General features: G+C 67.5%; 13 protein-coding genes. 9 read left to right on the plus strand and 4 right to left on the minus strand.

Annotated features, from left to right (window positions below; translation table 11 throughout):
• Nucleotides 1-14: 14 nt before the first annotated feature.
• Nucleotides 15-2333, plus strand: coding sequence for a response regulator (locus tag F3I62_RS16410; RefSeq protein ID WP_160490712.1), 2319 nt, complete (start codon nt 15-17; stop codon nt 2331-2333).
• A gap of 1 nt (nt 2334) precedes the next feature.
• Here F3I62_RS16410 and F3I62_RS16415 read toward each other — a convergent pair whose 3' ends face one another.
• The 3 genes from F3I62_RS16415 to msrB all read right to left on the minus strand — a co-directional run bounded on the left by F3I62_RS16415 (nt 2335) and on the right by msrB (nt 3801).
• Nucleotides 2335-2802, minus strand: coding sequence for a MarR family winged helix-turn-helix transcriptional regulator (locus F3I62_RS16415; RefSeq protein ID WP_160490713.1), 468 nt, complete (start codon nt 2800-2802; stop codon nt 2335-2337).
• The gene (locus tag F3I62_RS16420; protein ID WP_160490714.1) at nt 2799-3284 is read right to left on the minus strand and encodes a glutathione peroxidase; all 486 of its coding nucleotides are present in this window, start codon (nt 3282-3284) and stop codon (nt 2799-2801) included. The genes F3I62_RS16415 and F3I62_RS16420 overlap by 4 nt, the downstream gene beginning before the upstream one ends.
• Before the next feature lie 121 nt (nt 3285-3405).
• On the minus strand, nt 3406-3801 hold the full coding sequence (gene msrB, locus F3I62_RS16425) for a peptide-methionine (R)-S-oxide reductase MsrB (RefSeq protein WP_160490715.1): 396 nt from the start codon (nt 3799-3801) through the stop codon (nt 3406-3408).
• 178 nt (nt 3802-3979) lie between these two features.
• Here msrB and F3I62_RS16430 point away from each other — a divergent pair, with 178 nt between their 5' ends.
• The 3 genes from F3I62_RS16430 (at nt 3980) to htpX (ending at nt 6657) form a co-directional block, all read left to right on the plus strand.
• The gene (locus F3I62_RS16430) at nt 3980-5191 is read left to right on the plus strand and encodes a pyridoxal phosphate-dependent aminotransferase (RefSeq protein ID WP_160081192.1); all 1212 of its coding nucleotides are present in this window, start codon (nt 3980-3982) and stop codon (nt 5189-5191) included.
• 48 nt (nt 5192-5239) lie between these two features.
• Nucleotides 5240-5695 carry a hypothetical protein gene (locus F3I62_RS16435; protein ID WP_160490716.1) on the plus strand — a complete coding sequence of 152 codons (456 nt, stop codon included), beginning with the start codon at nt 5240-5242 and terminating at the stop codon, nt 5693-5695.
• 89 nt (nt 5696-5784) lie between these two features.
• Nucleotides 5785-6657 (plus strand): protease HtpX, encoded by an 873-nt coding sequence (gene htpX / locus F3I62_RS16440; protein WP_160490717.1) that lies wholly within the window; start codon nt 5785-5787, stop codon nt 6655-6657.
• A gap of 82 nt (nt 6658-6739) precedes the next feature.
• Here htpX and F3I62_RS16445 read toward each other — a convergent pair whose 3' ends face one another.
• On the minus strand, nt 6740-7399 hold the full coding sequence (locus F3I62_RS16445; RefSeq protein WP_160490718.1) for a thiopurine S-methyltransferase: 660 nt from the start codon (nt 7397-7399) through the stop codon (nt 6740-6742).
• A gap of 100 nt (nt 7400-7499) precedes the next feature.
• On the opposite strand from F3I62_RS16445, the gene F3I62_RS16450 reads away from it, so the two are divergent.
• From F3I62_RS16450 to F3I62_RS16470, 5 genes are all read left to right on the plus strand, one after another.
• Nucleotides 7500-8267 (plus strand): class III extradiol ring-cleavage dioxygenase, encoded by a 768-nt coding sequence (locus F3I62_RS16450; RefSeq protein WP_160490719.1) that lies wholly within the window; start codon nt 7500-7502, stop codon nt 8265-8267.
• Nucleotides 8268-8405: 138 nt separating this feature from the next.
• Nucleotides 8406-9320 carry a LysR family transcriptional regulator gene (locus tag F3I62_RS16455; protein ID WP_160490720.1) on the plus strand — a complete coding sequence of 305 codons (915 nt, stop codon included), beginning with the start codon at nt 8406-8408 and terminating at the stop codon, nt 9318-9320.
• Nucleotides 9321-9322: 2 nt separating this feature from the next.
• Nucleotides 9323-10228, plus strand: a complete 906-nt coding sequence (locus tag F3I62_RS16460; protein WP_160490721.1) for a LysR family transcriptional regulator — start codon at nt 9323-9325, stop codon at nt 10226-10228.
• A gap of 202 nt (nt 10229-10430) precedes the next feature.
• Nucleotides 10431-11060, plus strand: coding sequence for a glutathione S-transferase family protein (locus F3I62_RS16465; RefSeq protein ID WP_160490722.1), 630 nt, complete (start codon nt 10431-10433; stop codon nt 11058-11060).
• 67 nt (nt 11061-11127) lie between these two features.
• Nucleotides 11128-13173: a pyridoxamine 5'-phosphate oxidase family protein gene (locus F3I62_RS16470; RefSeq protein WP_160490723.1), complete on the plus strand. Its 2046-nt coding sequence runs from the start codon at nt 11128-11130 to the stop codon at nt 13171-13173.
• The last annotated feature ends 23 nt before the right edge of the window (nt 13174-13196 follow it).

A 13196-nucleotide genomic window follows, 5' to 3' on the forward strand; every position in this document is an offset into this window, starting at 1 on the left:
CACACCCACTCTCCATGGATATATCACTCACCCACCGCCTGTCGTTCAAACAGGCCAGTCTCACGGTGCTGGTGGCGTTTATCCTGGGAACCCTGCTCAGCCTGATCCAGGTCAGCCTGGATTATGCCAGCGAAGATGCCGCAATCGATCTGGAAATCAACTCGCTGCTGGAAATCAGCCACAACCCGGCCGCACGCATCGCCTACAACATCGACGCCGAACTGGCCCAGGAACTGGTGCTCGGCCTGTTGCGCTCGCCGGCGGTGATGCGCGCCGAGATCATCGACAACAGCGGCATGACCCTGGCCTCGGTGGAGCGCGCTGCGGCGCAGAGCGACTACCGCCTGTTCAGCGACTTCCTGTTCGGCAAGCGCCGCCTGTTCGTCGACCAACTGTTCGTCAGCCACGCGCCCAACGAACCACTCGGCCTGTTGCGCCTGGAGGTCGACACCTTCGCCTTCGGCAGCGACTTCCTGCGCCGCGCGGTGCTGACCCTGCTCACCGGCTTCGTGCGCAGCCTGCTGTTGTCGCTGATCCTGCTGGTGCTGTTCTACGCCATGCTGACCAAGCCGCTGATCGGCGTGATCCGCGCCCTGAGCGACCGCGACCCGCGCCGCGACTTCACCCCGGTGCCCTGCCCGCCCGGCCATGAGCAGGACGAGATCGGCACCCTGGTGGCGGTGACCAACCGCCAGCTGACCAATATCCACGAGGAAATTGGCCAGCGCCGCGAGGCCGAGGACCGCCTGACCCAGTACCTGGCCGAGCTGGAGAACATCGTCTCGGCGCGCACCGCCGAACTGAAGGCCACCAACGCCCGCCTGACCCTGTCCAACCGCGAGCTGGAGGAAGCCCGCCGCACGGCCCTGGACATGGCTCAGGCGCGCGCCGCCTTCCTGGCCAACATGAGCCACGAGATCCGTACCCCGCTCAACGGCCTGCTCGGCATGCTGGCCCTGTCCCTGGACGGGCCGCTGAATGTGGAACAGCGCCAGCAGCTGTCGATCGCCCACGACTCGGGCAAGGTGCTGGTGGAACTGCTCAACGACATCCTCGACCTGTCCAAGTTCGAAGCCGGGCAACTGGAGCTGGAAAAGATCCCCTTCGACCTCGGCAGCCTGGTCGAAGAGACCGCCAGCCTGCTGTCGCAGAATGCCGGGCCGAATGTCGAACTGACCTGCCTGATAGACCCGCGCCTGCCGGCGCAGCTGCTCGGCGACCCGACCCGGGTACGCCAGATCGTCAGCAACCTGCTGTCCAACGCCCTCAAGTTCACCCGCTTCGGCCGCGTCGACGTGCACGTCAGCCCAAGCGCCAGCGGGGTGCGCATCCTGGTCAGCGACACCGGCATCGGCATCGCCGAGGAAGCCCAGTCGCGGATCTTCCAGCCGTTCACCCAGGCCGGCGCCGGCATCACCCGCCAGTACGGCGGCACCGGCCTGGGCCTGGCCCTGACCCGGCGCCTGTGCGAAGCCATGCACGGGCGGCTCAGCGTCAACTCGCAGGAAGGCTTCGGCAGCCAGTTCTGCGCCGAGCTGCCCCTGCCCAGCCATGCCGCAGCCCTCGCCTGGCCGAAACTCAGCGGCCGGGTCGCAGTCTTCTGCCCGGCCAACAGCGGCCTCGCCGAGCTGCTCGGCAGCTGGCTGGGCAACTGGGGGCTGAGCCTGCGCCGTTACGACAGCGATGCCAGCCTGGCCGGCCTGCAGGCCGATCTGCTGATCTGCGACAGCGCCGAACGCCTGCGCGAACTGCGCCAGGCCAGCGGCGCCCCGCTGCTGCTGGTGGCGGCCTATGGCGGCTTCATCAGCAGCGCACAGAGCAGCGAACTGGCGCCGTTCGAGCAGCTGGCCCGGCCCCTGGCCCGCAGCGCCCTGCAGCAGGCCCTGCAGCGTCTGCTGCAGCCGCGCCAGGACAGCCGCGAACCCGCCAGCAGCCCGCACCTGGACAAGCTGCGCCAGGCCCACGTGCTGCTGGTGGAGGACAATCCGGTCAACCAGCTGGTGGCCAAGGGCATGCTCGCCAAGCTCGGTTGCGAGGTCGCCGTCGCCGCCCATGGCGGCGAGGCACTCAGCTACCTGGAGAAGCACCCGGTCGACCTGGTGCTGATGGACTGCAACATGCCGGTGATGGATGGCTACGAAGCGACCCGGCGCATTCGCCAGAGCGGGCGCTGGCCGAACCTGCCGATCATCGCGCTGACCGCCAACGCCCTGCCCGACGAACGCGAGCGCTGCCAGGCCGCCGGGATGAACGACTACCTGGCCAAGCCGTTCCGTCGCGAAGACCTCACCGCCCTGCTGGACAACTGGCTGCCCGTCACCACGGCGCGCTGAGTCAGGGCGCGCCCAGCAGCTTGAGCAGGCTGCCGAGGGGCTGGCGCAGTCCCTCCAGTTCGCCGAGATCGATAGCGCTTTCGCACAGCAGGCGGCGCTTGAGGGGCAGGACCCGCTCGCGCAAGTCCATGCCGGCCTGACTCAGGCGCAGGTGCACCTCGCGCTCATCGCGCGGCGAGCGTTGACGCAGCACCAGGCCCAGCTGCTGCAGGCGCTTGAGCAGCGGCGTCAGGGTCCCGGAGTCGAGCAGCAACCGCTCGCCCAGGGCCTTGACCGTCGGCTGCGGCGGCGGGGCTGCCTGCCACTCCCACAGCACCAGCATGGCCAGGTACTGCGGATAGGTCAGGCCCAGCTCGTCGAGCATCGGCCGGTAGGCCCGGGTCACCGCGCGCGAGGCGGCGTAGAGTTTGAAGCACAGCTGGTTGTCGAGCAGCAGCTGGGCGGCGTCGTTGTCATCCACCGGGCTCATTGCAACAGGGCTTCGATCTCGGCACTGAGGTCTTCGGGCTTGGTGGCGGGGGCAAAACGCTTGACCACCTGACCGTCGGCGCCAATCAGGAACTTGGTGAAGTTCCACTTGATGCCCTGGCTGCCCAGCAGACCGGGGGCCCGCTTCTTCAGCTGCACGAACAGCGGGTGGGCGTCGCTGCCATTGACGTCGATCTTCTTGAACAGCGGGAAGCTGACGCCGAAGTTCAGCTCGCAGAACTCGGAAATCGTCCCCTCGTCACCCGGTTCCTGCTTGCCGAACTGGTTGCAGGGGAAGCCGAGCACGACCAGGCCCTTGTCCTTGTACTGCTGCCAGACGCTTTCCAGGCCCTTGTACTGCGGGGTGAAACCACACTTGCTGGCCGTGTTGACCACCAGCACGGCCTTGCCGCCGAAATCGGCCAGGGTCTTCTGCTCGCCCTTGATGGTGGTGACCGGGATATCAAGCAACTTGTCGTGCATGGGGTGACACTCCGAATGGATTGGGAACCCGGACAATATAGTTAGCAATTGAATTGCACACAATTCAATTGTCGAAAAATAAGGCCCGCCGATCGGCGAGCCTTGGCCGAGCGGCGCCGCGCTACTCGCGCGGGACCAGCTTGAGCGACAGCGAATTGATGCAGTAGCGCATCCCGGTCGGCCGCGGCCCATCCGGGAACACGTGCCCCAGGTGGGCATCGCACTTGGCGCACTTGACCTCGACGCGCTGCATGCCGTGGCTGAAGTCGGCCTTCTCGGCGATCACCTCGGCGTTGACCGGCTGGAAATAGCTGGGCCAGCCGCTGCCGGAGTCGTACTTGGCATCCGAGTCGAACAGCGCTTCGCCGCAGCAGGCGCAGTGATAGATGCCGGGCACCTTGCTGTCGTGATACTCGCCGCTGAAGGCGCGTTCGGTGCCGCCCAGCCGGCAGACATGGAACTGCTCGTCGGAAAGCTCGCCGCGCCAGGCTTCCAGGGGTTTCTCGATCTTTGCCATGGGGTACACCTCAGAGGTAGAAAAAAGCCCGACCTGTACCTTTTCCGGGCATCGGGCCGCACGTATCATGCGTCCCTCTTTGGACGCCAGTCTGGCTGCTGCGTTACAGCGCGACAAGGGGCCCATCGCCGGGTCCGGCGCTGCACCGCGCGGCATTTACTATCGGGACTACAGGATCATGCAGGTCAGCAAATCGAACAAGCTCGCCAACGTCTGCTATGACATTCGCGGCCCAGTGCTCAAGCACGCCAAGCGCCTGGAAGAGGAAGGCCATCGCATCCTCAAGCTGAATATCGGCAACCCGGCGCCGTTCGGTTTCGAAGCCCCGGAGGAAATCCTCCAGGATGTGATCCGCAACCTGCCCACCGCCCAGGGCTACAGCGACTCCAAGGGCCTGTTCAGCGCGCGCAAGGCGGTGATGCAGTACTACCAGCAGAAGCAGGTGGAAGGCGTCGGCATCGAGGACATCTACCTGGGCAACGGCGTCTCCGAGCTGATCGTGATGGCCATGCAGGCGCTGCTCAACAACGGCGACGAGGTGCTGATCCCGGCTCCCGACTACCCGCTGTGGACCGCGGCCACCGCCCTGGCCGGCGGCAAGCCGGTGCACTACCTGTGCGACGAGCAGGCCGGCTGGTTCCCGGATATCGCCGACATGCGCGCCAAGATCACGCCGAACACCAAGGCCCTGGTGCTGATCAACCCGAACAACCCCACCGGCGCCGTGTACTCGCGCGAAGTGCTGCTGGATATCGTCGAACTGGCGCGCCAGCACAACCTGGTGATCTTCTCCGACGAGATCTACGACAAGATCCTCTACGACGCCGCCCAGCACATTTCCACCGCGTCCCTGGCTCCCGACGTGCTGTGCCTGACCTTCAACGGCCTGTCCAAGTCCTACCGGGTGGCCGGTTTCCGCTCCGGCTGGGTGGCGATTTCCGGGCCCAAGCACAAGGCGCAGAGCTACATCGAAGGCATCGACATCCTGGCCAACATGCGCCTGTGCGCCAACGTGCCGAGCCAGCATGCGATCCAGACGGCGCTGGGCGGCTACCAGAGCATCAACGACCTGGTACTGCCCAACGGCCGCCTGCTGGAGCAGCGCAACCGCACCTGGGAGCTGCTCAACGACATCCCCGGGGTCAGCTGCGTCAAGCCGATGGGCGCGCTCTATGCCTTCCCCAAGATCGACCCCAAGGTCTGCCCGATCCACAACGACGAGAAGTTCGTCCTCGACCTGCTGCTCTCCGAGAAGCTGCTGATCGTCCAGGGCACCGCCTTCAACTGGCCGTGGCCGGATCACTTCCGCGTGGTCACCCTGCCGCGCGTGGACGAGCTGGAACAGGCCATCGGGCGGATCGGCAACTTCCTCAAGTCCTACCGTCAGTAACCGGCCCGCGGGCGGCCTGGCCGCCCGCGCCATCCAAGAGCCCGCGCCATGGATCTGCAGATCGACGAGTTCTACAAGGATGCCGCTGCCGGCATGCTCCTGCTCTACCAGGCCTTTCCGCGCAAGATCGCGCTGTACGTGGAAGACCTGATCGGCCGCGAGGAACCGGACGAGTTCGGCCTGCCCAGCAAGCGCCACCAGAGCTGCCTGGGCGCCCTGCTGTGGCTGGCCGAGGAAGGCTACCTGCGTTACGACTCGACCATCGGCTACGACGCCCTCGACCAGGCCGTGCTCAGCGAAAAGGGCTTCCTGCGCCTGTCCCGCGGCGTGCCGCACAGCCTGCCGGCCGGCGACAACCCGACACCACCGGCGGTGCGCCGGGTGCAGGCCACCCTGGCCTGGCAGCTGCGCGAGGCGCTGTCGCTGCACAACAGCGAAAAGGTCGCCCGACTGACCCGCCTGCTGTTCGAGAGCGCTCTAAATCCGGCCCGGGACATAGTTTGAAATAGTCACCGGGTTGAAGATGGCAGGGCTACGCCCCTATATAGCCTGCATTATCAGAACGTCTCTCGCCTGAGGAGAAGCTTTACACCATGATGCGCATTCTGTTGTTCGTGGCCACCAACCTGGCGGTGCTGATCATCGCCAGTATCACCCTCAAACTGCTGGGGGTAGATCGCTTCACCGGTCAGAACTACGGCAGCCTGCTGGTCTTCTGTGCCGTATTCGGCTTCGCCGGCTCGCTGGTCTCGCTGTTCATCTCCAAGTGGATGGCGAAGATGAGCACCGGCACCCAGATCATCACCCAGCCGCGCACCCGCCACGAACAGTGGCTGCTGCAGACCGTGGAAGAACTGGCTCGTGACGCCGGGATCAAGATGCCGGAAGTCGGCATCTTCCCCGCTTACGAATCCAACGCCTTCGCCACCGGCTGGAACAAGAACGACGCCCTGGTCGCGGTCAGCCAGGGCCTGCTGGAGCGCTTCTCGCCGGACGAAGTGAAAGCCGTGCTGGCCCACGAGATCGGTCACGTGGCCAACGGCGACATGGTCACCCTGGCCTTGATCCAGGGCGTGGTGAACACCTTCGTGATGTTCTTCGCGCGCATCTTCGGCAACTTCGTCGACAAGGTGATCCTGAAGAATGAGGAAGGCCCAGGCATCGGCTACTTCATCGCGACCATCTTCGCCGAACTGGTCCTGGGCATCCTGGCCAGCATCATCGTCATGTGGTTCTCGCGCAAACGCGAATTCCGCGCCGACGACGCCGGTGCCCGCCTGGCCGGCACCGCGTCGATGATCGGTGCGCTGGAGCGTCTGCGTGCCGAACAGGGCGTGCCGGTGCAGATGCCCAGCAGCATGACTGCCTTCGGCATCAATGGCGGCCTGAAGCACGGCCTGGCCGGCCTGCTGATGAGCCACCCGCCGCTGGAAGAGCGTATCCAGGCCCTGCGCCAGCGCGGCTAAGCACCACGCCAACAAAAAAGGGCGACCCGCGGGTCGCCCTTTTTTGTTTTCACGCAGCAGCCGCTTCACGACGGCAACGCCATCAGCGCCGCTTACACAGGCGATAGACCGCCTCGTCCAGCCGCGTCAGGCCGCGCTGGAGAAACCTCCAGTTCTCCCCCAGCACATCGACCGTCTCCAGTGCCTGCACCTGCCAATCCGCCTCCAGCAGGCGCCGCACTTCCTCCACCGGCACGGCGAAGGGCGGCCCGGCCATCTGCTCCTGCGGATAATCCAGGGTCACCAGCAGCCCCGCGCAGGCCGGCGACAGGATCTGCGCCAGGTGGCGCACGTAACGCTCGCGCAACTCGAGCGGCAAGGCGATCAGCGCCGCACGGTCGTACAGCGCCTGGCAGCCGGCCACATCGGCGGCACTCAGGGCGAAGAAATCGCCACACCAGAGTTCCAGGTTGCCGGCACGGTGGATACGGAACGCCCCGCGCACCTCCACCTCGGCGACCAGCCCCTGCTCGAGGAAAAAGTCCTCGACCGCCTTCTCCGCCAGCTCCACGCCCAGCACCGCATGCCCCTGGGCCGCCAGCCAGAGCAGATCCAGGCTCTTGCCACACAACGGCACCAGCACCCGGCTGGCCGGCTCCAGCGCCAGGTCTGGCCAGTGGCGCTGCAGATAGGGATTGACCTCCTCCAGGTGAAAACCGATCTGCCCCAATGCCCAACGTTCCTGCCAGAAGTCGTGCTCCACCTTCCCTCCTGAAAATTCGATCAATAAGCCGCAAAATTTCCGCTGGAAGCCCAAGCTCCCCGGCCGGAAGATGGCCACATCCTACTGCAAGGCGCCGCTCATGCTGCCATCTCTGTTCATTTCCCACGGTTCCCCCATGCTCGCCCTGGAACCCGGCGCCAGCGGCCCGGCCCTCGCCCGCCTGGCCAGCGAGCTGCCCAGGCCCAAGGCGGTGCTGGTGGTTTCCGCGCACTGGGAAAGCCAGGAACTGCTACTCGGCAACGCCCCCCAGCCGCGCACCTGGCATGACTTCGGCGGCTTCCCCGCGCCGCTGTACGCCGTGCAGTACCCGGCCCCCGGCTCGCCGGAACTGGCCCGACAGGCCCAGCAGCTGCTGATCAGCGCCGGCCTGGAGGCGCACCTGGACGAGCAGCGGCCCCGCGACCATGGCGCCTGGGTACCGCTGTCGCTGATGTACCCGCAGGCCGATATCCCGGTGGTGCAACTGTCGCTGCCCAGCCAGCTCGGCCCGGCGCTGCAGACCCGCGTCGGCCAGGCCCTGGCCAGCCTGCGCGAGCAGGGCGTGCTGCTGATCGGCTCCGGCAGCATCACCCACAACCTCGGCGAACTGGACTGGCGCGCCGGCCCGGACAGCATCACGCCCTGGGCCCAGGAGTTTCGCGACTGGATGGTGGAAAAACTCCAGGCCGACGACGAGAGCGCCCTGCACGACTACCGCCGCCAGGCCCCGCAGGCCCGGCGCAACCACCCCAGCGACGAACACCTGCTGCCGCTGTACTTCGCCCGCGGCGCCGGCGGCGCCTTCAAGGTCGAACACAGCGGCTTTACCTATGGCGCCCTGGGCATGGATATCTACAGCTTCGCCTGAGCCGATGGCAAGCGGCGCCCATGCAGCCGACAGGCCGAATCGCCATGCGGAAGCGAATAAAACCCGCTGCCAGGTCGACTCTGTTGCAGAAAACGCAATAACTGCCCCAGACTCCTGGGCGATGCACAGGAGCCGCCCATGGACAAATTCCAGGAAATGCAGGTGTTTCTCGCCGTCGCCGAGGAACAGAACTTCGCTGCCGCCGCACGCCGCCTGAACCTGTCGCCGCCCAGCGTGACCCGTGCCGTTGCGGCCCTGGAGGAACGCATCGGCACCCGGCTGCTGGCCCGCACCACGCGCAGCGTGCACATCACCGAAGCCGGCCAGCGCTACCAGGAAGACTGCCGGCGCATCCTCGCCGAGCTGGAAGAGGCCGAAGAGTCGGCCGCCGGCAGCCACGCCGTCGCCCGCGGCCAACTGACCCTCACCGCGCCGGTGCTGTTCGGCGAGCTGTACGTCACCCCGCTGGTGGTCGACTACCTGGAGCAGCACCCGGCAGTGAACATCAAGGCACTGCTGGTCGACCGGGTGGTGAGCATGGTCGAGGAAGGCATCGATGTGGCGGTGCGCATCGGCAACCTGCCCGACAGCGGCCTGCACACGGTCAAGGTCGGCGAAGTGCGCCGGGTGATCTGCGCCGCGCCCGACTACCTGGCCCGCCACGGCCGCCCGCAGCACCCGGACGAACTGTGCGCCCGGCGCATCGTCATGTCGGCCAGCAGCGCGCTGGTCAGCGACTGGCAGTTCGCCGGCCCCGCGGGCCCCATCAGCGTGCGCCCCGAGCCGCGCCTGCTGGTCACCGCCAACCAGGCGGCGATCAATGCCGCCAGTCTCGGCTGGGGCCTGACCCGCGTGCTGTCCTACCAGGTGGCCGGCAAGGTCGCCGCCGGCGAACTGGAAATCGTCCTGCAGGACTTCGAGCTGCCGCCGCTGCCGATTCATGTGGTCTACCAGGAAGGGCGCACGATCGCGGCCAAGGTGCGCACCTTCGTCGACTTCTGCGCCCGGCGCCTGGCCCAGGACCCGGCCCTGAACCCTGCAGCCAAGGCCTGAGCATGGATCGCCACCAGGCAATGCGCGTGTTCTGCACCGTGGCCGACCAACTCAGCCTGGCCGCCGCCGCACGGCGCCTGAACCTCTCCGTGCCGACGGTGACCCGCGCCATCGCCGCCCTGGAAAACCACCTCGGGGTCACCCTGCTGCTGCGCAGCACCCGCGGCGTGCGGCTGAGCGCCAGCGGCGAGCGCTTCGCCGACGCCTGCCGGCGGATTCTCGCCGAACTCAGCGAAGCCGAGGCGTCCGCCTGCGGTCTGCATGCCCAGCCGCGCGGCCAGCTCAAGCTGGCCATGCCGCTGCTGTTCGGCCAGCACCTGCTCGACCCGATCCTGCTGGATTACCTGGAAGCCCACCCCCAGGTGCAGGTCTTCGCCCGCTACCAGGAAGACCTTCCCAACCTGCATGAAGTAGGCGTGGAGGTGGCCGTGCTGGTCGGCAGCCCAGCCGATTCCGCCCTGTTCGCCCGCCAGATCGGCAACATCCGCCGGCTGATCTGCGCCAGCCCGGCATACCTGGCCCGGTTCGGCGTGCCGGCTACGCCGGACGATCTCGCCCGCCACCGCCTGGTGCACTGCAGCGCCGATGCGCGCCTGCCCGAGTGGCGCTTCCGTCACGAGGCCGGCGGGCTCAACCTGGCGTTCCGTCCGCGCCTGAGCTGCGCGACCCACCAGGCGGCGATTGCCGCCGCCTGCCGCGACGCCGGGCTGACCCGCTGCCTGAGCTACCAGGTACACGAACTGCTCGAACAGGGCCGGCTGAGCCGCGTGCTGCCGGACTTCGAGCCACCCGCCCTGCCGGTGTACCTGGTCTACCGCGAGGGGCGCAAGGCGGCGGCGCGGGTGCGCAGCTTCATCGACTTCGCCGTGCCCCGCCTGCGTGAACACCCGGCCCTGCTCCAGCCCTGAGCACCCGCACGCCTCCACCGGCGGGCCGCGGAGCACTCCCGGAAACGGCAGCACGCCGGGCTTTTGTTTCGCCAAATGAAACAAAGGATTGCCATTTCTGGTGATTCTGCCGAATCGCGATCGAGTGGATCATGCCAACCATCGGCCGGCATCTCCAGGTCAACAAGCCGCCTAACCACCCCCAGTCCAAGCGGAGCCCACCATGTCGCAGAAACCCATCAAACTCTACCGTCACCCATTGTCCGGCCATGCCCACCGCGTCGAGCTGATGCTCTCGCTGCTGGGTCTGCCCTGCGAACCGGTCTTCGTCGACCTGGCCAAGGGCGCGCACAAGCAGCCCGAATTCCTCGCCATCAACCCCTTCGGCCAGGTGCCGGTGATCGATGACAACGGCAGCGTGCTGAGCGACTCCAACGCCATCCTGGTCTACCTGGCGCAGAAGTATGGCCAGGGCCGCTGGCTGCCGAGCGAGGCACTCGCCGCCGCCCGGGTGCAGCGCTGGCTGTCGGTCGCCGCCGGGCAGATCGCCTCCGGACCGGCCACCGCGCGCCTGATCACGGTGTTCGGCGCGCCCTACAACGCCGCGGACAGCATCGCCCGCAGCCACGCGCTGCTCAAGGTGATCGAGCAGGAACTGGCCAGCAGCGCCTTCCTCGCCGGCAGCGAGCCGAGCATCGCCGATGTGGCCTGCTACAGCTACATCGCCCATGCCCCGGAAGGCAATGTGTCGCTGGCCGACTACCCCAACCTGCGCGCCTGGCTGGCCCGCATCGAGGCCCTGCCCGGCTTCGTGCCGATGCAGCGTACGGCGGTCGGCCTGCAAAGCGCCTGAGCGCCACCCGGTCCACCCCCGGCCGGGGGTGGACGCATCTGCCATTGCGACTGATGGAGCACAGACCATGCAGCAACCCGGTGAATCCCCCTGGCACCCCGGCGAGCAGGCCCTGCAGGCACGGGTCGGCGTGACCGAGCGCATGGAAGCCTTCGGCCGCAAGGTGATCCGCGATCACATGCCCGAGCAGCACCGCGACTTCTACCGTCAGCTGCCCTTCATGCTGCTCGGCAGCGTGGATGCGCAAGGTCGCCCCTGGGCCGGCATAGTCGAAGGCGTCCCCGGCTTTGCCCATGCCGTCACCCCGCAACTGCTGCGCCTGGACAGCCACCTGCAAGCCGAAGACCCGGCAACCGCGGCGCTCCAGCCCGGCGCCGCCATAGGCCTGCTCGGCATCGAGCTGCACACGCGCCGGCGCAACCGCCTCAATGGCCATGTCCAGCAGGTCGACGAGAACGGCCTGGCCGTCAGCGTCGACCAGGCCTTCGGCAACTGCCCTCAGTACATCCAGCTGCGCCAGCACCAACTCCCCAGCCCCCAATCCAGGGCCGAGCGGCCCGCCGCCGAACGACTGAACGGCCTGGATGACGCCGCACGGGCGCTGATCGCCCAGGCCGACACCTTCTTCGTCGCCAGCTACGTGCGCCAGGCCGACGGCGACCTGGCCGTGGATGTGTCCCATCGCGGCGGCCAGGCCGGCTTTGTGCGGATCGCCGGCAACCGCCTGAGCATTCCCGACTTCGCCGGCAACCTGCACTTCAACACCCTCGGCAACCTGTTGCTCAACCCGCAGGCCGGCCTGCTGTTCATCGACTTCGCCAGCGGCGACCTGCTGCAGCTCAGCGGGCGTACCGAACTGACCCTGGAAGGCGCCGAGATCCAGGCCTTCCAGGGCGCCGAGCGGCTCTGGCACCTGGAGGTCGAGCAGCTGGTGCGGCGCAAGGCGGCGCTGGCCCTGCGCTGGCAGTTCCAGGACTACTCGCCGAACAGCCTGCTGACCGGCAACTGGGCCGATGCCCAGGCGCGCCTGGCGGCCGAGGCGCTGCGCGACCAGTGGCGAGCGCTGCGGGTGACCCGCATCACCGAGGAAAGCGCGAGCATCCGCTCGTTCTACCTGGAACCGGCCGATGGCGCCGGCCTGCCGCTATTCCAGGCCGGCCAGCACCTGCCGCTGCGCTTGCACATTGCCGGCCAGGCGCAGCCACTGATCCGCACCTACAGCCTGAGCAGCGCGCCCTCCGATGGCTTCCTGCGCATCAGCGTCAAGCGCGCCGGCCTGGCCTCGACCCACCTGCACGAACAGGTGGTTGTCGGTAGCCTGCTCGAGGCACGCGCCCCACAGGGCCGCTTCTGCCTGGATGCCGAGCAACGCCGACCACTGGTTCTGCTGGCCGCCGGGGTGGGCATCACCCCATTGCTGGCGATGCTGCGCGAGGTGATCTACCAGAACCAGCGCCAGCGCCGCTCGCGGCGGGTCTGGCTGATCCTGGGCGCCCGCAACCTGGCCGAACTGGCCTTCGACCAAGAGCTGAAAACCCTGCTGCAACGCGGCGGCGATCCGATCCATGGCGTGCGCCTGCTCAGCCAGCCCGAGGCGCATGCCCGCGCAGGCGAGGGTTTCGAGCGCAGCGGGCGCATCGACAGCGAGTTGCTGAAAACCCTGCTGCCCTTCGATGACTTCGATTTCTACCTGTGCGGCCCGGGCGGCTTCACCCAGGACCTGTATGACGGCCTGCGCGCCCTGAACATCGGTGACCGGCGCATCCATGCCGAAACCTTCGGCCCCTCCAGCCTGCGTCGCCGGCCCGATCCGGACGGCGCGGCCACGCCCCAGCCGCCGGCAGCTAACAGGGCGATGCCGGTGCGCTTCCAGCGCTCGGCCAAGGAAGCGCGCTGGCAGCCCGGCAGCGGCAGCCTGCTGGAACTGGCCGAAAGCCGCGGCCTGAACCCGCCATTCAGCTGCCGCGGCGGCTCCTGCGGCACTTGCGCAACGCGCCTGCTCGGCGGCCAGGTGCACTACCCCAACCCGCCGGCCGAAGCGCCCGCCGCCGGCGAGGTGCTGATCTGCTGCGCCGTGCCGGCCGCCGGCGGGCCACTGGTGCTCGATCTGTGAAATCTCAAGCCGAGGTCGACATG

It is taken from the genome of Pseudomonas sp. R-28-1W-6, assembly GCF_009799925.1.
Lineage (GTDB): Bacteria > Pseudomonadota > Gammaproteobacteria > Pseudomonadales > Pseudomonadaceae > Aquipseudomonas.

What these genes read in the sequence shown, in the direction of transcription:
- F3I62_RS16465 (WP_160490722.1), top strand. Translation starts at nt 10,431, where the DNA reads ATGTCGCAGAAACCCATCAAACTCTACCGTCACCCATTGTCCGGCCAT.
- F3I62_RS16410 (WP_160490712.1), top strand. Translation starts at nt 15, where the DNA reads ATGGATATATCACTCACCCACCGCCTGTCGTTCAAACAGGCCAGTCTC.
- F3I62_RS16460 (WP_160490721.1), top strand. Translation starts at nt 9,323, where the DNA reads ATGGATCGCCACCAGGCAATGCGCGTGTTCTGCACCGTGGCCGACCAA.
- F3I62_RS16415 (WP_160490713.1), bottom strand. Translation starts at nt 2,802, where the DNA reads ATGAGCCCGGTGGATGACAACGACGCCGCCCAGCTGCTGCTCGACAAC.
- F3I62_RS16470 (WP_160490723.1), top strand. Translation starts at nt 11,128, where the DNA reads ATGCAGCAACCCGGTGAATCCCCCTGGCACCCCGGCGAGCAGGCCCTG.
- F3I62_RS16430 (WP_160081192.1), top strand. Translation starts at nt 3,980, where the DNA reads ATGCAGGTCAGCAAATCGAACAAGCTCGCCAACGTCTGCTATGACATT.
- F3I62_RS16435 (WP_160490716.1), top strand. Translation starts at nt 5,240, where the DNA reads ATGGATCTGCAGATCGACGAGTTCTACAAGGATGCCGCTGCCGGCATG.
- htpX (WP_160490717.1), top strand. Translation starts at nt 5,785, where the DNA reads ATGATGCGCATTCTGTTGTTCGTGGCCACCAACCTGGCGGTGCTGATC.
- F3I62_RS16455 (WP_160490720.1), top strand. Translation starts at nt 8,406, where the DNA reads ATGGACAAATTCCAGGAAATGCAGGTGTTTCTCGCCGTCGCCGAGGAA.
- F3I62_RS16450 (WP_160490719.1), top strand. Translation starts at nt 7,500, where the DNA reads ATGCTGCCATCTCTGTTCATTTCCCACGGTTCCCCCATGCTCGCCCTG.
- F3I62_RS16420 (WP_160490714.1), bottom strand. Translation starts at nt 3,284, where the DNA reads ATGCACGACAAGTTGCTTGATATCCCGGTCACCACCATCAAGGGCGAG.
- msrB (WP_160490715.1), bottom strand. Translation starts at nt 3,801, where the DNA reads ATGGCAAAGATCGAGAAACCCCTGGAAGCCTGGCGCGGCGAGCTTTCC.